Consider the following 17,353-nt stretch of genomic DNA (forward strand, 5'->3'; position numbering starts at 1 on the left):
AGAACAAAACCGCCGCCCTCGACACCCTCCTGCCATACACCCTCGCCCCCAGCTCCTATTAATCAGCCCCAACGGGGTCATGGCAGCGGGTACCTTGTTGTGTTAAAAGCCACAGTAAGAATAGATCTTTTTTACCAAACAAATGAGAATAATTCTCATTATCAACCACGAAACTCTCTTTGTTTATTAAAACCAGAATATTAATAAAGCTTCTGAGTTCGAAAATAGCAAAAATTCCTATAATAAGATATCCTGAGGTATATAAATTGAAAAGGACCCATTTTTGCGCGAAGGGTGCTCTGAGTAAAACCCCATATATAGCATGAAGGAACACCCAGAGGGTGACTACTATTTCTATAGTGATTAAGAGAATATATAGTAACTGGATATTCAATTTATTAGTGCGGGAAAGGTTAAAGTTTTCGAATTTAAAAATAAAGATAAGAAAAAAGGCTCCTAAAATATGAAAAGCGCTCCGAAACAACTCTTGGTACAGGGTAATCGAAAGGAGTATGATAGTGGATAAACAAAAAAAGGCACAGAAAAAAAACTTTTGTATGAATTTGGGGTTTTCCGCTGTAAGAATATAGAAGTACGCTATACCGTGTAAAACTGCCAATAGAATGCCTATAACACATGGTTCTATTTTGCAAGAAATTTCACCATTTTCTATGGTATGCAACGCAAGAAGACCCGATAACGATAAATACAAAGCCACCCCTATGCGCACCCATAGGGTGTTTCCGGTATTCATAATATATTTTGAAATAATATCGGCGTAATCTGTCAAGATGAGCTCTAGGAAAAAATACAAGATTATTGAATTTTAAAAAAGCAAACATCTCTTTACATTGAGTAAAACAGAGGGGAACACCTGTCTGATAATAAATTCCATATGGAGTTTTTTAGACCCATCAACAACAGAATTCTTTCTCTATTCTTTCTATACTGTCTTTTGAGGAACAAAACGTGAACATATGACTCTAGCGGATACTATCTTGGTAGTTCCTCTAACTACATTTTATACCCAAAGGAGGGAAAAATGGGAAAGAAGATTATTACGGTACTAGGGGGGCTTCTCTGTATCGCTACGATGATAGGAGCCCAGGAATCAGAAAGAATAGTTACCCCCTTTTCTGATTCAGGGGGTATGACGGGGCTTGTGCTCGAAGCAACGGGCTACGGTTTAGTTATAGGTGGTGGAGTTGCTGCAAGTTCTCGGAGTACCCTTTCTCTTGGGCTTACTTTTATGGCTATCGCACCTCTTGCCTCTACCTCAGGGGCCTGGCTTTTTCAAAATTACATGGAGCGGACCACCAATTTTTGGGTGAGTAACGGTGTGAATTACAACGGCTCCCAGTATCTTAAAACATCTAAGATCTACGCCTATGTAACCACCGGTGCGGCCCTGGCGGCAGTCCTCTCAGGCCTCTTTATGCAAAACACCACGGGAGTGATTATTTCCTTAGTGTGTTCTGGGGTTTCGGTGGGGTCGGATATTATTGCTTTATATAGTGTGCGTCGATCTTGGATGGAAAGCCTTAATAAGGCCATAGTTACTTCTGGGGTTGATTGGAAAACGATTCTTGCTTCTAAACCTGAATAGAAATTGTTTTAGGATAAAGTTAAAAGAGGTTTCCCTCCCATGCGTAGTAACGAGGGGAGGGGAACGTAATTAGAGGAGATAAGAGATAAAAAGAATTTGACTTTTGAGAGGAGTGGCCTATGCGAGGCTTCTTTTCTATAAAAGGGGGTGTTTTATTTTTTATTGTAGTGTTTATTGTTGTGGGGTATGCCTTATTTGATTTTCTTTTTAGTGTGACCGTAAATACTATCATTGAAGGAAAAATCGAATTCAGTGATAAGTCAAGCAGAGATTCAAATTATTATGTATTCTATTATGATGATTATTCGGTGATACTAAAAAGCGGAAAAACCTATTCTCTTGAGTTGTGGAACGATCCGGATATTCCCATCCATTTTGAGTGTGATGACCTGGGCCAAGATTTGGGCGCCTGGAGTGATAATGGGAAATGGGATGGTTATTTATTATATCCTATTCCAAGCTCTTTTACCGGAAAATTAGAATTTGATTTTTATCTCCGTTCAGATTATGTAGGTTCTAATAGCTGGTACAAATTCAGAATTAACGAGAAGTAGGGTACACATACCACATACAGAAACAAGCAATTGTAAGAGCAGAAGGGGTATCGTGGTGGTATGTTATTAGTCTTTTGGTTGGACAGGACACGATACCCCACAAACTGTTCTGTTCTTGTCTGTTTTATTAAAAAACAAAGAACCCTTGTATTCTCTTCAGAAGAAGTGCTATGATAAAGCCCCCTCTGGTGGGCGTATATATTTTTTAAAAGCCCCCCGCGATACCAAAGCCTTTTAAGGTGGTGGTATCGCTGCGGCAAGGAAGTCCGGTGCAAAACCGGCGCAGCCCCCGCTACTGTAAGGTGGACGAACCCTGAGAACCACTGGGAAACCGGGAAGGTGGGTAGTAGGAAGAAACCGAGCCAGGATATTTGCCAGAGGAGTTTTTGAACGGAGGGTTCAGCTATGGTTCATGTCCCGTAATTGTGTCTCATCTTAGTAGGATAGTTCTTTCTTAATGTTCAATTTAATTTCTCCCACTAAGGAGTCCTCATGAAAACGACGATTGTGGGTTTTCCCCGGATAGGAAAAAACCGGGAACTTAAAACCCTGTTGGATAAGTACTTTGTCCAGGCAATCGATGCCGAAACATTGTATAGCGGTGCCCGTAAACTTGAGATAGACCAGCTTAAGTTTCTGGCCGAAAGATTGGATATTATCCCCTGCAATGATTTTTCCCTGTATGATGGCATGCTGGATATGATCTATCTGCTGGGAGCTATTCCGCCCCGCTTTGTAAAATTGCAGCCATCACAAGGGGGTGCCGCTTCTCTGCCGGCAAAACTCTCCTTCTATTTTGCCATGGCCCGGGGAAAGGAGGTGGCAGGAGAAAGCACCTATCCATTAGAAATGAAAAAATGGTTTACCACTAATTATCACTACCTTGTCCCCGAACTTTCCCGGGATATCTCCTGGAAACTAGAACCATCTTTTCTAAAAGCCCATGTAGAAGCGGCCCAAAGTCTTGGTCATCCCTTTAAGGTAAACCTGATTGGGCCCCTTACCTTTGTAGGTCTTTCTAAAATTCAAGAAGGTTCCCTGGAGGAATATCTTGAACCACTCGTTCGCCAGTATGAAGCCCTTATGGACCTTTTGCGAGAATGGAACGTCCCGTGGGTTCAGATAGAGGAACCCATCCTTGCCACTGATCTTGGGAATAAAGAACGGGAACAGTTTAGGTTCTTGTATGATCGAATCCTATCGAAAAAAGGCCCTCTGAAGGTACTTCTCCAGACCTACTTCGGAGATATTCGGGATTCCTGGAAGCCGGTATGTGAAGCCGCCTTTGATGCAATTGGCCTTGATTTTGTAGGGGGCCCTTACAATGAAGAACTTATTCAACGGTATGGCTTTCCCGAAAATACTATTCTTGTGGCAGGCTGTATTGATGGGCGGAACATCTGGAAGGCGGATCTTATAGGGTTGAAAAGGCTGATAAAAAAACTTGCCGCCGCTGTCTCACAAGAAATATGGCTTTCCTCTTCCTGTTCTCTTCTTCATGTACCCTATACGGTGAAAGGGGAATCCGCTTTGCCAGAAAACCTGAAGACCTCCCTGGCCTTTGCCTATGAAAAACTCGAAGAACTGGAGCTTCTTAAGCAGGTGCTTGAGGGCGATCCCGGTACGGCTTGGGAAGATGGGACAGAGGAGAAAAGCCCTGAAGAACAAAAAGAAAATGGAATGGCTTTGCGGAAGAGCGACGCGGGGAACCCCCAAAAAGAAGAGACCTTCCCTGGAAACAAATTCCGTCCGGTACCCCGGCAGGAACGGTATGAGCTCCAGCAGAAACGCTTGGGGCTACCCCTCTTTCCGACTACCACCATTGGGTCTTTCCCTCAAGATGGGGAACTACGACGGATGCGAAGGCAGTATCGGGAGGGTGTTATTTCGCCACAGGCCTATGAGGCCTATCTGCGGGACAGGATTCGGCAGGTCATCAACCTGCAGGAAGACCTTGGTCTTGATGTTCTTGTCCACGGGGAATACGAACGGAACGACATGGTCGAATATTTTGCGGAGCATCTGGAGGGATTCTATACTACCGAACAAGGATGGGTTCAGTCCTATGGAAGCAGGGTCACTAAACCCCCGATTATTTATGGAGATATTAAAAGGAACCATCCTATAACGGTTCCCTGGATTAGCTATGCCCAGTCCCTTACTAAAAAACCGGTTAAGGCGATTCTTACGGGGCCGATAACCATTATCAACTGGTCTTTTGTACGGGAAGATCTCCCCCTGGAGGTGGTAGCGTCCCAGCTTGCCGATGCGATTCGCGAGGAAATTGATGACCTACAAGAAAAGGGAATTCCTATTATCCAGGTGGATGAAGCGGCCCTGCGAGAAAAACTCCCCCTTCGCCGGAGTGAATGGGAGGGCTACCTCAAGGTTGCGGTGGGGGCTTTCCAGGCTGCTACCGCTTCGGTGCGGCCGGATGTGCAATTGCATACCCATATGTGCTACAGCGAATTTGGAAGCATGGTGGATGCGATTAACGCCTTTGACGTGGATGTGATTACCATCGAAGCGGCCCGTTCTCAATTTGAATTGCTGCCCTCTTTCCAGGACTATGCCCGGGACCATCAGATCGGGCCAGGTATTTATGATATCCACTCGCCCTTAGTTCCTTCGATAGAAGAACTACAGCAGCGTATTCATCGGATGCTCCAGTATATTCCTGCTCCCATGCTCTGGATTAATCCTGACTGTGGGTTAAAGACCCGAAACATAGAAGAAACAAAAGCCGCCCTGGCCCATATGGTAGGGGCGACAAAAAAATTGAGAGCGGAATACGACAAAAGGATGTAAAAACAGGGTAACTAAAAAAGTTTTCTGAGCAAGGGGTATACCATTGATACGGGCCCCTTGCCTTTCCAGGACCCATGAAGATATTGTTTTGTGATGATCTGCCCTATTTGTACCAGTTCTCATAGTAATCCTGTCCCCTTACAGCGGCGAAACAAAAGGAGTCGTCGCTTTTTTCGATGTACGAACTGCAAGAGCGTTTGGGAAGATCCTTCTACATGGCTATCTGAATGCGAGGAAAAGGCGCGTTATCTTTTGCATCAAAATCATCCCGGGGATCCCCCGTACCGGGAATATATGGAAGGGATTTTACGGCAGGTCTGGGAAGGCATAACGTATGTCTCTCAGAAGAGCCCCAGCGGCCAGTGTCTTGATATTCTTGATTATGGTTGCGGTCCCAGTCCTGTGGTAGCTCCGCTTCTTTCTTATCACGGCCATCGGGTTACCAGCTATGATCCCTACTTTGCTCCCATTACCCTTCGAGGCCTCTACGACCTTATTCTGTGTATCGAAGTGGCAGAGCACTTTAAGGAACCCCGGAAGGAATTTATCCAGATGGCCACATTACTTAAGGAAGGTGGCTTTTTAGCGATCCATACTCACCGGGTACCCGAAGAAGACGAAGACTTTGCAGGATGGTGGTACAAAGAGGATACGACCCATCGGGTGTTTTATAGCGGTACTGCCATGGATGTTCTTTCGTCTTGTATGGGAGTATCTCTTGTGGGGCAGCCGGAAGAAAACCTCTGGCTATTTCAGCGGCCTTTTCGTTTCTAATTCAATTTTAGTTCAATTGTTAACCGGCGAGTACAAAAAGGCGGATAACGGTTCTTGAGTAATTACCGGTAACACCCTACAATAAAAGGGATATGACCGGTGCTAAACAACAATCCCGTATACGGTTTTCTCGGATCGCAGAAATAGAGGGTGAACACGCTGGGGGAGGGGCTACCCATCCCATCGTAATAATGAGCGATTTTCACATGGGAAACGGGGGCAGGAGTGATGATTTACTGAGGAATGGTCTTTTAGTCCGTGATATTTTGCAACAGTATTATTATCCCCGCGGGTGGCTTCTTATATTGAATGGGGATATAGAGGAATTGCAACGGTATCCCTATGGGAATATTCGAAGGGCCTGGGAAGGGCTCTACGAAATCTTTGATGCCTACCACGAAAAGGGGCGTTTGTTTAAAACCATTGGAAACCATGATGAGGATCTAGAATATGTACACCTCTATCCTTATCCATTGTATGATGCGATTCAGATTAAAACTGCAACGATTCCTCTCTTAGTATACCATGGGCATCAAGCTTCCAAAGTGTATACCCAGTATAACCGCTTTATTCGGCTTTCGCTCCGGTATTTTTTTAAGCCCCTGGGGATTCGCAATATTTCTTCTGCCCGCAGCCCCCGACATCGATTTTTTGTGGAAAAAGAGGCCTATCGTTTTTCCTTAGAAAATAATGTGATCTCGGTTATCGGCCATACCCATCGACCTCTATTTGAGTCTTTAGGGCGTTTTGATTATATCAAATTTGAAATAGAACGGCTTATACGGGAGTATCCCACCGCACCGGGCCCTGAAAAGGAGCGGATCGCCGAAGAAGTCCGCATGTTACGGGAAGAACTCTCCAAGCTTAAACGGAGCGAACGCCGAACGAGCATTCAGCAAAGCCTGTATGGGGATGAGCTTCCAGTCCCATGCTTGTTTAATTCCGGTTCGGTGATCGGGAAGAAAGGAATTTACGGCATCGAATTAGAGGGAAATACTATTCGTCTGGTATACTGGTTTACCGAAGGGCAGGGGAAGCGCTTTGTCCATCGGGGAACCTATGCGATCGAGGTCCTTGAGGGAACCCCGCATCGGCGGGTGGTTCTTAACCAGGATAGATTAGAGTACGTGCGGGCAAAGATAGAACTTTTGGGATGAAAAGGAAAGGCGGGGAAAAGGAGGGATTAAGGGGACTGCGTACAGAAGGGAGCTTAAAAAGAAGTGTTACAGAGAAACTGAGAGGAAAGGGACTGTAAGAGGGAAAATCTTTTTTAAATTATTACCGATATTTATTACCGTAACCCGTCTACGAGCCACTGGATGATCACATTCAGCCGTTTTTCGATGGCCGAGGGCATGTGTACCTGGGAGGCAATAAGGGCAGGAACTTCCGACCCTGCAAGGGCATAGATAAGGATTCCCTCTGTAAGGGGTTCCAGGTATATCTGGGCGATAAGTTTTTGTTCTCCGATGATTGGAATAATGCCGTAGGTAAGGCTTCGGGCATTTGTCAGGGTATAGAGGAGTCCCCGGTCCCATTGTTCCAGGTCTGCCTGATAAAAACAGGTACCGAAGTTAGCATCCTTTAACTTAATAAACAGGGTTTCCCGTTCAGGAATACTGGTAAATCCCGAGGGATCTGGGATAGCCCTCTGATTGCGCAGGGATTCTATGCGGGTAACCTCTTCAAAAAGGGGAATATCCTTGTTTCGGCTGTGGGAATGGTACAGCCGTCCTGAGAGATCCCGGGTCCGGGAGATGGCCCCATAGATGCGCAACATCTCAAAGGAGGAACCAGGGGGGGATACGGTTGAAACGGCGGAATCTTTTGGTGCTTGAGGTGATGCTTGAGGGCCCGTTGCTTTTCGTGGCACCAGCCTGAGGGCTTCTACAAAAAAACTCACATTTCGTTTCTGTACTATTCTCTCCCAGGGGAAAGAGGGGTTCGTAGCAGGAAGATAGCGGAGACGTTCTTTTGCTGGTTTTTCTTCCGTAACTCGAAGAATTCCCCCTTCAGCACTGGCTTCTTTAAGAAGAGCCCCTTCTGATGCCAGCGGATAGAGTTCGGTAAAAGAGCGAAGTTGGCGGGAGGATGAGGTTTCTTGGCTCGATGCCCCCAGGGAAATCTGACTTATCCAGAGACCGACAAGGAGAAGCCTGAAAAACGTAGACACTGCGAAATCTATGGAAGTGGATTTGATTTGACTTTTCCCTCCGATTGTATCATGAATACCCCTACCCTCTGGAAGCATTAATAGGCCCCCTTTCCCCGGAATACCACCCCGATGGTCTTATAGAGAATCCAGATATCGAGCCAGATAGACCAGCTCTGAATATAGTAGGTGTCAAAGGCAACCCGTTCGGTATAATCCGTGTCAGAGCGACCTGACACTTGCCAGAGGCCGGTGAGTCCCGGTTTTACCGAAAACACCCTTTTAAAGCTCTTCCCGTATCGTTCAATTTCGGCTTTTACAATGGGGCGGGGGCCTACAAGACTCATTTCATTCTTTATGATGTTGATAAGTTGAGGGAACTCATCAAAACTGGTTTTTCGTAAAAAACGGCCAATCGGCGTCACCCGGGGGTCATTCTTTAATTTAAAAGTGGCTTCCCACTCTTTTCGGGCTTCCGGGTCCTTTTCCAGAAGTTCCGCAAGCCGCTTGTCCGCATCTACCACCATAGAACGGAATTTATAGGCCTTAAAGGGTTTCCCATCGCGCCCGATCCGGGTGTGTTTATATAGCACCGGCCCGGGGGAAGAAATTTTTATAAGCAAAGCAATAAGAAGAAAGAGGGGAAGTAACAGGATACCCCCAACAGTAACCAGAAAGATATCGAGGATCCGTTTTTTTATACGGTTCCAGGGCATAAGGAGTTGCTGGCTCGTGGCAAGACCAAGGATTCCATCAAAATCCCGGACCGACATCCACATGTTGGTCAGGCCGAAAAAGTCAGGGATGAGCACATTGTATTTAAACGCCGAGACCGACTCATCAAGAATATCCGCCAGGCGCCGTCGATCCGCACCGGGCATGGCTACGATAGCCATCTTAATGTTGTAGGTCTGTACCAGGTATGGTCCTAGGGATGTGTCATGGATCACCGGAACTCCCCGATAGCTATCACCGGTTGTAGGGTCATCATCAAGAAAAAGGACGGGAATATACCCTACCGCAGGATTATCCATAAGGCGATCCGCCACAAGCCTTCCCGATTTACCACATCCGTAAATCACCGCGGGGATCCCCCAGAATCGGGTCCGGCTTATCAGGGCTCTCATGAGGGAACGACAGATAAGCAAAAACCATACGGAGAAGATCCAGCTTATGAAAAAGGCAACCATTTCAGGGGTAATTCGGTACCCCCCATCGATGGCCATAAAAAGAAGAATGGCCCCATGCCCTACTACTGAACCTACCGCAAAGCGGCGAAGTTCCTCTGCCGGGGCGAGACTTACCCCAGGATAGAGGTTATTTACATAAAACAAAAGAATAAAGGCCGGCACAAAGGGCCAGTAGGTAACAAAGGACCTAAAGCTAATGATGGAAAGATCATAGGCGTTTACCAGGAAAAATCCCGTTCCAAAGGAGAGCATGATGGCGATGAAATCAGAAATGATGAATGCCATCGCCGCGTACGCAGAGGTTGTATGGCGGTACCGCTTGGTGTACCAGCTATCAAATTCATTGATGGTCATGGGCACCTCACCTTCTCATGATACCACAGGAACCACTGGCAGAACAATGCAAGCCCCTTTTCAATCGGCGTACTCGGTTTCCACCCCACAGCCCCTTCAAGGTCACTTACATCCGCTGCCGTAGAAAGGACATCCCCTTTCTGAAAAGGAAGGTATCGCTTTTTTGCCTCCTTTCCAAGGTTGGCCTCTAAAATCCTGATAAAATCAGAAAGTTTTTCTGGTTTGTTGTTCCCGATATTGTAAAGGACGAAGGGGGCTGAAGAGGTGGCAGGATCTCCGGTAGTTCCGTTTCTCTGTCCCCCAGGGGGGCATCCCAAAAGCCGCACTATTCCTTCGATTACATCGTCGATATAGGTAAAGTCCCGATACATGTCTCCATGATTGTATACTTCTATGGGCTCCCCGTAAAGGATAGCCCGGGCAAACTTAAAATAGGCCATATCGGGCCTTCCCCAGGGGCCGTAAACAGTGAAAAAACGCAGGCCGGTGGTTGGTATGCCATACAGATGAGAGTACGTGTGGGCCATGAGCTCATTAGCCCGTTTGGTGGCCGCATAGAGGCTAATAGGATGGTCAACCCCATCATGGACACTGAAGGGTTGTTTGTCGTTAAGGCCATACACCGAAGAGCTGGATGCATACACCAGGTGGGGCACCTGGGTGTGGCGACAGGCCTCCAGAATAGATAGAAAACCGGTGATATTGCTCTGGGTATAGGCGAAGGGATGGTCGATACTGTACCGAACCCCCGCCTGGGCTGCGAGGTGAATCACCGCATCAAAGTGGTGGCAGCAAAATACCTGTACCACCGATTCGTAATCCTCAAGATTCAGGCGGATAAAAGAACCGGTAGTATAGACTGTACTTTGCACTTCTTTACCATAGGTTTCTATTTCCCGGGAGAACCCAAGTTCTCCAAGGCGATCGAACTTGAGGGTTGGGTCATAATAGTCGTTTATGTTATCAAGACCAAGGACCCGGTGGCCTTCAGTAAGGAGCCGCTTACACAGATGGAATCCGATGAAACCGGCTGCCCCGGTAACAAGATAGGTGCCCATTATGTTTTTTCCCATATTATTTTTGTTTGTTGATACATATGTTCAAAGGTAAAATGCTGAACAAAACGTTTTCGTCCTGCCTTCCCCATTCGGTAGCGGAGCTCTGGGTTTTCAAGAAGCTCCCTCAGATTCATGGTAAGCCTTGTCACATCTCCCCGGGGAACCAGAAAGCCCGTTTCCCCATGGACTACCGCTTCCCGGCTTCCCCCCACATCGGAGGCAATGACCGGTAAGCCCTCTCGCATGGCCTCAAGGATAGAACGGGGGAAGCCTTCCCAGTGAGAGATGAGGAGATACAGGTCCGCCTGTCTTAGAAATTCTGTCACCAACTTTTGCTGGCCCGCAAAGGTGACCCGATTGGCGAATCCAAGGCGTTGTACTTCCTGTTGTGCCCACGCCATACGGGGCCCATCACCGATAAGGGTAAGGTGCCAGGGAAGGTCCTGAAGATCTGCCAGGGCTTTAAAAAGGGTAGGGTGATCCTTCTGTTCTTGAAAACGGGCGATCATCACGAGTTCGATAGGTCGTGTATCTTCTGGCCCATTGCCGATAGAGGAGGAACCCTTTCCCTGGCTAAACTCGGTGAACTTTTCTGGAGGAAGGGTATCGGGCATGCCGTTATGGATGATCTTCATTTTTGTGGCTGGAACCACATGATAATGGCGGGCCAGCTGATAATCGTATTCGGATACTACAATGATTTTTTTACAAAGTCGGGCGCAGATGTATTCGGTAGAAAGCACAAAAATCTTTTGCACCAGGGATATCCCTTCGGCAAATTGCCAGCCATGGGCGGTAAAAATAGCAGGAACCCCGCAGAGGAACGCCGCGACTCGGCCGACGAGGCCTGCCTTGGCGGTATGACAACTGACGAGGGTAGGTTTTTCTTTTCTTATGATGCGGATCAACTGGATAATGGCTTTGATATCCAGAAGAGGGTTGATGCTCCGTTGTAATGCCGGAAGAGCAACCCAGGGGGTTTGCTGGTTTTCTAAGAGGTCGGTAAATATTCCCTTTTGGCCACAGGCCACAAGGCACTGATAGCCATCTTGTTGGGCCGCCCGGGCGAGATCTTTTACATGTACCTGGGCACCTCCTAAAAGATCGCCCCGGGTGATAACAAAGAGTATTTTCTTCTGGTTCATCGTTGGAGTAAAAGAAAAAGTAATGCTTCTTGCAGGATGCTTTTCGGGAGCAAAGGACAAGCCTCTGAAATTGGCTGAGAATAAATGACCTGGACTTTTCCTATTGGGTACAGGGAATGCTTATTCCCTTCCATGATGTTCCACGAAGTCCGCATAGGCCCGCCGAATTCCTTCCTGCAGGCTTACCTTTGGTTTCCATCCCAAAGCAGTGAGACGGGAAGAGTCCAGAAGTTTTCGGGGCGTCCCGTTGGGTTTACTCGTGTCCCACACAATACGACACGTGCGGCCCGGGCTATCTTCATAGACGATTTTCTGAATCAGCTCTGCCAATTCCCGGATGGTTACTTCCTGGCTTGAGCCCACGTTGATGAACTCCCCAATATCAGAGGCATCATACTGTTCCATAAGGTAGATTGCCGCATCCGCCAGGTCATCGCTGTATAAGAATTCCCGGTACGGAGAACCATCGCCCCATAATACTACCTCGTCAGTGCCCTGTGTTTTTGCTTCATGGAACTTTCGGATAAGGGCGGGTAGCACATGGCTATTAAAAGGGTGATAATTATCGTTAGGCCCATACAGATTGGTAGGCATGAGAGAAATAAAGTTGGTCCCATACTGGCGGTTATAGGAAGCACAGAGTTTTATTGCTGCAATTTTAGCGATCGCATAGGGTTCATTGGTGGGTTCCAGGGGGCCAGTGAGGAGGTGCTCTTCTTTCATTGGCTGGGGAGCAAATTTAGGATAGATACAGCTTGAGCCAAGATTGAGGAGCTTTCGTACCCCATAGCGATAGGAGGCATCGACCACATTAAGGGCAATGGCAAGATTGATGTAAATAAACTCTGCAGGATAGGTGCTGTTAGCCCCGATACCGCCCACTTTTGCCGCCGCAAGAAATACATAGTCTGGCCGTTCGGTTTCAAAAAAGTGATACACCGCGGCCTGGTTTGTTAAATCCAGTTCTGCATGGGTCCTGAGAATTATGTTTGTAAAGCCCCGTTGTTGCAATTGTCGAACAAGTGCACTTCCCACAAGACCCCGGTGGCCCGCTACAAATATTTTTGCGGTTCTTTCCATAATTTTAACCCCAATGTTTCTCCATTAATTTGATGCCCTCCCCATGAACCCAGCGGCGTGTATTCGGAGGGGCCTTTCAATTTTTGGCCGCCGGAAATTTTTATGGTCAATCGCTTTAAAGGACAGGTCGCCGAAGGTATCCCCTTACTCATGGGGGTGCTTTACCTCAAAACCACCATTTTTAAGGTGCAACTCCCGCTCTGCTTCTTTAAGATCTGCGGCTACCATCATCTTAATCAATTCGTCTAAACTCACCCGGGGTTTCCAGCCGAGCTTGGTGATTGCCTTGGTGGGATCCCCTATAAGGATATCTACCTCTGCGGGTCTAAAGTACCGGGGATCCACTTCTACCAGGACCCGGCCGGTGGCCCGATCAATACCCTTTTCTTCCACCCCATGGCCTTGCCAGTCCAGGGTGATGCCCACTTCACTAAAGGCCCGGCTGATGAATTCCCGCACGGTAGTAGTAATCCCCGTGGCCATCACATAGTCGTCCGGTTCATTCTGCTGAAGCATGAGCCACATGAGTTCCACATAGTCTCCCGCATAGCCCCAGTCCCGCTTAGCATCCAGGTTACCCATATAGAGCTTGTTTTGGAGACCGAGCTTGATCCGGGCTGCTGCTCGGGTTACCTTACGGGTGACAAAGGTTTCTCCTCGGATAGGGCTCTCGTGATTAAAAAGGATCCCATTGCAGGCGTACATGCCATAGCTTTCCCGATAGTTCACCGTAATCCAGTAGGCATAGAGCTTGGCGCAGGCATAGGGACTGCGGGGGTAAAAGGGGGTGGTTTCTTTCTGGGGGATTTCCTGTACCTTCCCAAATAGTTCGCTCGTAGAGGCCTGGTAAAAACGGGTTTTATGGGTGAGTCCCAGGATGCGAATGGCTTCCAGAAGTCTCAGGGTCCCAATACCATCCACATCGGCGGTGTATTCGGGCACTTCGAATGAAACCTGCACGTGGCTCTGGGCTCCCAGGTTATAAATTTCATCGGGCTGGACCTGTTGGATAATCCGTATAAGGTTGGTAGCGTCTGAGAGATCCCCGTAGTGAAGGATGAAACGTCGACCCTGTTCATGGGGATCCTGGTAGAGGTGATCGATACGACCGGTGTTAAAACTGGATGACCTCCGTTTAATGCCGTGAACCTCATACCCTTTCTTGAGTAAAAAATCCGCCAGGTACGCCCCATCCTGACCGGTAATACCCGTAATTAATGCTTTTTTCATATCAAAATCCTCACTGTCTCTGTGATAGTATGCTGGCTGTTTTTAAGAGTGGTTGCCCCTCGTTTGGGCTCACGAAAAAGAAAGGCACCCTCTAAAAGGTTGTTCGATACCCAACGGTCATGGAACTTCCCCAGTTCCAGCCGAAGATCTGATCATAGCCCCCGGCGACTTCTCCCAGGATAGTAAAGGGGCCCAAGGGAAACGAAATCCCCAAGTATCCATCCCAGCGATCTTTGTGGTTCCGGTAATCCAGTTTTTCCGCCCAGGTAGTATAGCTTACTAAACTCTGTTCTGAATAGGCAGGAAAACGCTTGGTATAGGTATATAAGGCACGGATAGTAACGGTGCCAACTTCCATAAGCCCTCCGATGTGGAGCGCTTCAATACGGTTATTGTTAACCCGGAAATCTTCGCCGCTCCCTGTACCAGTAATCAGGGGAGTACCGAGGATTCGTCCAAGGTAGGACCAACCGGTTTTATAAAGATAGTTAAAATAATAAGAATCCCCACCGTAAATATTGATCTTCGTGCTATCAGACATTATGATTTCTTCAATTGGGCCACTCTGATCGGTGGTTATCACCTTTTCAATCAAAACGTGGCGAAGAAATGGCACCTCAGGTGGTGTTTTAACGTGGAGCCCAAAAAGACCATCGAGCCCATTGGACCAGATATCTAAAGAAGCCTTATCTTCAAAAAAATGTTGGTAGTAGGCGGACAGTTCAAAGTCAGAAATGGTGATCTTTGTCCCGAGGTCCCAGATGCCTAAATGGTTTCCGCTAGCATTGTATTTTTCTATTTCTGTTTGTCCTTCTACTCCTCCCCCTGCCACAAAGGTCTGCCACCAGTTGTGAAAGGTAAAGGGAATGTCAAAATCTTTACCCTCCCAGGACCCCTTACCACCCCATTGGGCCAGGTGTACCAGGCCCCCAAAGATATGTTGCTGTTCCGTTCCCAGCCGGAGGTAGGCCCACTTGGCATGGAGCCACACGTTATCCACATAGTTGTTTGGTTCAAACCAGCCATGTTGAATGCCCCCTTTTATGGCGATAAGCCCCTCTGTCCAGCTCCATGGGAGGGTATACCAATCGGTGAGGCGGAATTCTATACGGGGCATGGGCCTGGCATTGGAAGAAATCGCCATGGAACCGCTCGAAAGGGGTTCAAACACCTCGCCGAGGGTTTCTTGAAACCAACCACCCCGGAATTCCCATAATCCATATTGAAAGGCCGTATAGAGGGTGTCCATGGTAACCAGGGGATTAAACGCCTCGGAGAATCCCACGGAACCACTCCCCTCGGTACTCCATCGGAGGGCACCGTTAAAGAATGATGTATCCCAACGAATACGGCTGCGTACATGGCTTTGCAGAGTTGTATCCATCAATACTGATCCGTAACGGTTTGCCTCAATCCACAGGGGGACAATCTCAGAAGAGGCAATGCTCTGGTTCTGGATTTCAATCTCGAGGGCGTTGAGAAAAGCGATACCTGAGCACAGGGCCAGAAAAAGGGAGATAAGTTTTTTCATGTTGTTCCTTTCCTTATGTAAACCCTTATTTTAAGGATTGTATGTAAAGCTGTATGTAACGTTCAGCAATACCCTGCGGACTATACCGTTCCTGAATTATTTTATGAGCCTTTTCAAAATATTTTTTCGGAAGGGTAGGAGAAGCGTTCAGCATACTGGCCATGGATTGTGCCAGATCGTCGGGGCGGTCAGGGGAAACAAACAGCACCCCCTCTCCTTCGGGAATGCATTCCCGGAGTACCGGTAGATTACTTACCACGAGGGGGCGTCCTACAAGAAGGGCTTCCAGAGGAACAAGGCCCATTCCTTCCCATCGGGAAGGAAACACCACCACATCGGCGGCCATAAAAATGTCCCGGGCGGGGGTATAAAAACCAGCCCACCGGAGATTCTTTTCTATGTCGAGCTTCTTGGCGAGTTTTTTAAGGGATTTTTCAAGGGGGCCGCTTCCGGCAATAATAAGGTGTGCCTGGGGAACCTCTTTGAGGAGAAACGCAAAGGCCCGCAAAAGGGTTGTATGGCCCTTTGCAGGAACAAGACGCCCCACGCAGGCAAAAAGTGGCGCTTTTTCTGGAATACCAAAACGGGCTCGGATTTCCGATGGGGATTGTTTCCCTGGAGAAGATGATACGTCATTCAGAGGATTGTATATGACGCTATGGGGACTTTTTAACCAGGGCTTTCGATAAAATTCAGAGATAACCGTCTCCGAAACCCCCGTGCGGTGAGAAATCCATCGATCAGTGAAATAGAGAAAGAGCCGGGTAACCCATGAAAAATTTGCGGGCACACTATGAAAGGTTGCTATGTGAGGGATGTTTCCTCTATTTACCAGCGCCGTAATAATATCTGCCCGAGCAAGATGAGAATGAATGATGTCAGGTTTTAGACTGGCTAACATTCGCCGTAAAGCCAAAAGAGTTCCCACAATATTGTATTTCTTTTTATTCAAAAAATAAAAATTTACTCCCTGTTCAATAAGCGCCCTGTATTGGGGGTATGCCTCTGGGCTTTCTTCAAAAACGACAATGCTTATACGAAACTTTTTTATAATAAAAGGGATTATGGCGGCAAAAATATTGGGAATGGCGCCGGGTTTAAAACTGGTGGTTACGTACACTAGATGTGGCATAGGCAAATAAAAAAATTAATCTTTGCGGAACAGTTTTTTTAGCACAAACGCAGGGATCGATTCATAATGGGATTGGTGAACTATCTTTCCCCCAAAACTTTGTTTAAAGAAATCTATCCCTTCGGTTTCTTTGTTTCCGGGTTTAAGGGCAAGACCTCCAAAATCGTAAATCTTAAAGCCCTGTTCTTTAAAATAACAGATATCGTGCCAGTGAAGACGCCGATTTGATCGGGAAATATAATCTGCTTCATTACTATTTCTTACTCGAGTAGCCGAATATAATAGACGAACTAACAGTTTTTCTCTGTCCATAATATACGCATGGGATGCTATAGGGCCTTCTTTATCAGTTATGCAGGTAAAAAGTATATTTTCTCCATAAAAAAAAAGCCCTTTTTCAGAAAGAGGGGAAAGTTTTTTAAACCGTGCAAAAGTATTAAAAAAATCAACAAAAGAAAAAAGATCTAAAGACGAAGAAAAAAACATTTCTTCTTTTAAAGCTCTTTTTATTTTTGTTTGATTGGTCTTTGAGAAATCTTTAAATAACTCATCTATTGTTTTTGTATCTATGTGGATATGAAGGGTATAAAAATCCTTACGAATAAATCCTTTATAAGGGATAAGAGATGAAGCCTGCTTATATACAGTAAAAGAATATCGATCTTGAATAGCTGGTTTTTCATAAAACCATTTTTGGTAGATTCGAATGGGGCCGTACCGCCTTACGATTTCGAGCATA

15 protein-coding genes and 1 riboswitch are annotated in these 17,353 nt (G+C 46.9%); of the genes, 5 read left to right on the forward strand and 10 right to left on the reverse strand.

What is annotated here, in order from left to right; all coding sequences use genetic code 11:
- Positions 1–58: 58 nt before the first annotated feature.
- Positions 59–754 (reverse strand): hypothetical protein, encoded by a 696-nt coding sequence (locus tag C5O22_RS10810; RefSeq protein WP_132781715.1) that lies wholly within the window; start codon positions 752–754, stop codon positions 59–61.
- 288 nt (positions 755–1,042) lie between these two features.
- On the opposite strand from C5O22_RS10810, the gene C5O22_RS10815 reads away from it, so the two are divergent.
- The 5 genes from C5O22_RS10815 (at position 1,043) to C5O22_RS10835 (ending at position 6,899) form a co-directional block, all read left to right on the forward strand.
- Positions 1,043–1,606, forward strand: coding sequence for a hypothetical protein (locus C5O22_RS10815; protein WP_132781717.1), 564 nt, complete (start codon positions 1,043–1,045; stop codon positions 1,604–1,606).
- A gap of 179 nt (positions 1,607–1,785) precedes the next feature.
- Entirely contained in the window at positions 1,786–2,160 is a 375-nt protein-coding gene (locus C5O22_RS10820; RefSeq protein WP_132781719.1) for a hypothetical protein, read from the forward strand.
- Positions 2,161–2,380: 220 nt separating this feature from the next.
- Positions 2,381–2,553: riboswitch (cobalamin riboswitch) on the forward strand.
- 99 nt (positions 2,554–2,652) lie between these two features.
- Positions 2,653–4,968, forward strand: a complete 2,316-nt coding sequence (gene metE / locus C5O22_RS10825) for a 5-methyltetrahydropteroyltriglutamate--homocysteine S-methyltransferase (RefSeq protein ID WP_132781721.1) — start codon at positions 2,653–2,655, stop codon at positions 4,966–4,968.
- Between the two features lie 294 nt (positions 4,969–5,262).
- Positions 5,263–5,742 (forward strand): class I SAM-dependent methyltransferase, encoded by a 480-nt coding sequence (locus C5O22_RS10830; RefSeq protein WP_165910501.1) that lies wholly within the window; start codon positions 5,263–5,265, stop codon positions 5,740–5,742.
- Positions 5,743–5,834: 92 nt separating this feature from the next.
- Entirely contained in the window at positions 5,835–6,899 is a 1,065-nt protein-coding gene (locus C5O22_RS10835; RefSeq protein WP_132781725.1) for a metallophosphoesterase, read from the forward strand.
- A gap of 134 nt (positions 6,900–7,033) precedes the next feature.
- Here C5O22_RS10835 and C5O22_RS10840 read toward each other — a convergent pair whose 3' ends face one another.
- The 9 genes from C5O22_RS10840 to C5O22_RS10880 all read right to left on the reverse strand — a co-directional run bounded on the left by C5O22_RS10840 (position 7,034) and on the right by C5O22_RS10880 (position 17,352).
- On the reverse strand, positions 7,034–7,993 hold the full coding sequence (locus C5O22_RS10840; protein WP_132781727.1) for a DUF6675 family protein: 960 nt from the start codon (positions 7,991–7,993) through the stop codon (positions 7,034–7,036).
- Complete coding sequence (gene wbaP, locus C5O22_RS10845; RefSeq protein WP_132781729.1) at positions 7,993–9,438, reverse strand: undecaprenyl-phosphate galactose phosphotransferase WbaP; 1,446 nt, start codon at positions 9,436–9,438, stop codon at positions 7,993–7,995. Before wbaP ends, C5O22_RS10840 begins: the two co-directional genes overlap by 1 nt.
- A complete protein-coding gene (locus C5O22_RS10850) occupies positions 9,435–10,511 on the reverse strand; it encodes an NAD-dependent epimerase (protein ID WP_279432197.1) in 1,077 nt (358 codons plus the stop codon). Before C5O22_RS10850 ends, wbaP begins: the two co-directional genes overlap by 4 nt.
- Entirely contained in the window at positions 10,496–11,641 is a 1,146-nt protein-coding gene (locus C5O22_RS10855; protein WP_132781731.1) for a glycosyltransferase family 4 protein, read from the reverse strand. Before C5O22_RS10855 ends, C5O22_RS10850 begins: the two co-directional genes overlap by 16 nt.
- 120 nt (positions 11,642–11,761) lie before the next feature.
- Positions 11,762–12,721 carry a GDP-L-fucose synthase family protein gene (locus C5O22_RS10860; protein ID WP_132781733.1) on the reverse strand — a complete coding sequence of 320 codons (960 nt, stop codon included), beginning with the start codon at positions 12,719–12,721 and terminating at the stop codon, positions 11,762–11,764.
- A 144-nt stretch (positions 12,722–12,865) separates the two neighbouring features.
- Positions 12,866–13,951, reverse strand: coding sequence for a GDP-mannose 4,6-dehydratase (gene gmd, locus C5O22_RS10865; RefSeq protein WP_132781735.1), 1,086 nt, complete (start codon positions 13,949–13,951; stop codon positions 12,866–12,868).
- A gap of 91 nt (positions 13,952–14,042) precedes the next feature.
- A complete protein-coding gene (locus C5O22_RS10870; RefSeq protein ID WP_132781737.1) occupies positions 14,043–15,482 on the reverse strand; it encodes a capsule assembly Wzi family protein in 1,440 nt (479 codons plus the stop codon).
- A 25-nt stretch (positions 15,483–15,507) separates the two neighbouring features.
- Entirely contained in the window at positions 15,508–16,614 is a 1,107-nt protein-coding gene (locus C5O22_RS10875; protein ID WP_132781739.1) for a glycosyltransferase family 4 protein, read from the reverse strand.
- A 15-nt stretch (positions 16,615–16,629) separates the two neighbouring features.
- On the reverse strand, positions 16,630–17,352 hold the full coding sequence (locus C5O22_RS10880) for a hypothetical protein (RefSeq protein ID WP_132781741.1): 723 nt from the start codon (positions 17,350–17,352) through the stop codon (positions 16,630–16,632).
- Between the last annotated feature and the right edge of the window lies 1 nt (position 17,353).

The organism is Treponema sp. J25, from assembly GCF_004343725.1.
In the GTDB taxonomy this organism is placed as follows: Bacteria; Spirochaetota; Spirochaetia; order Treponematales; family Breznakiellaceae; genus J25.

Excerpts from the sequence above, each read along its gene's own strand:
- C5O22_RS10810 (WP_132781715.1), bottom strand. The coding sequence starts at position 754 with ATGAATACCGGAAACACCCTATGGGTGCGCATAGGGGTGGCTTTGTAT.
- metE (WP_132781721.1), top strand. The coding sequence starts at position 2,653 with ATGAAAACGACGATTGTGGGTTTTCCCCGGATAGGAAAAAACCGGGAA.
- C5O22_RS10855 (WP_132781731.1), bottom strand. The coding sequence starts at position 11,641 with ATGAACCAGAAGAAAATACTCTTTGTTATCACCCGGGGCGATCTTTTA.
- C5O22_RS10840 (WP_132781727.1), bottom strand. The coding sequence starts at position 7,993 with ATGCTTCCAGAGGGTAGGGGTATTCATGATACAATCGGAGGGAAAAGT.
- C5O22_RS10830 (WP_165910501.1), top strand. The coding sequence starts at position 5,263 with ATGGAAGGGATTTTACGGCAGGTCTGGGAAGGCATAACGTATGTCTCT.
- C5O22_RS10875 (WP_132781739.1), bottom strand. The coding sequence starts at position 16,614 with ATGCCACATCTAGTGTACGTAACCACCAGTTTTAAACCCGGCGCCATT.
- C5O22_RS10835 (WP_132781725.1), top strand. The coding sequence starts at position 5,835 with ATGACCGGTGCTAAACAACAATCCCGTATACGGTTTTCTCGGATCGCA.
- C5O22_RS10850 (WP_279432197.1), bottom strand. The coding sequence starts at position 10,511 with ATGGGAAAAAACATAATGGGCACCTATCTTGTTACCGGGGCAGCCGGT.
- C5O22_RS10870 (WP_132781737.1), bottom strand. The coding sequence starts at position 15,482 with ATGAAAAAACTTATCTCCCTTTTTCTGGCCCTGTGCTCAGGTATCGCT.
- C5O22_RS10860 (WP_132781733.1), bottom strand. The coding sequence starts at position 12,721 with ATGGAAAGAACCGCAAAAATATTTGTAGCGGGCCACCGGGGTCTTGTG.
- gmd (WP_132781735.1), bottom strand. The coding sequence starts at position 13,951 with ATGAAAAAAGCATTAATTACGGGTATTACCGGTCAGGATGGGGCGTAC.
- C5O22_RS10815 (WP_132781717.1), top strand. The coding sequence starts at position 1,043 with ATGGGAAAGAAGATTATTACGGTACTAGGGGGGCTTCTCTGTATCGCT.
- wbaP (WP_132781729.1), bottom strand. The coding sequence starts at position 9,438 with ATGACCATCAATGAATTTGATAGCTGGTACACCAAGCGGTACCGCCAT.
- C5O22_RS10880 (WP_132781741.1), bottom strand. The coding sequence starts at position 17,352 with ATGCTCGAAATCGTAAGGCGGTACGGCCCCATTCGAATCTACCAAAAA.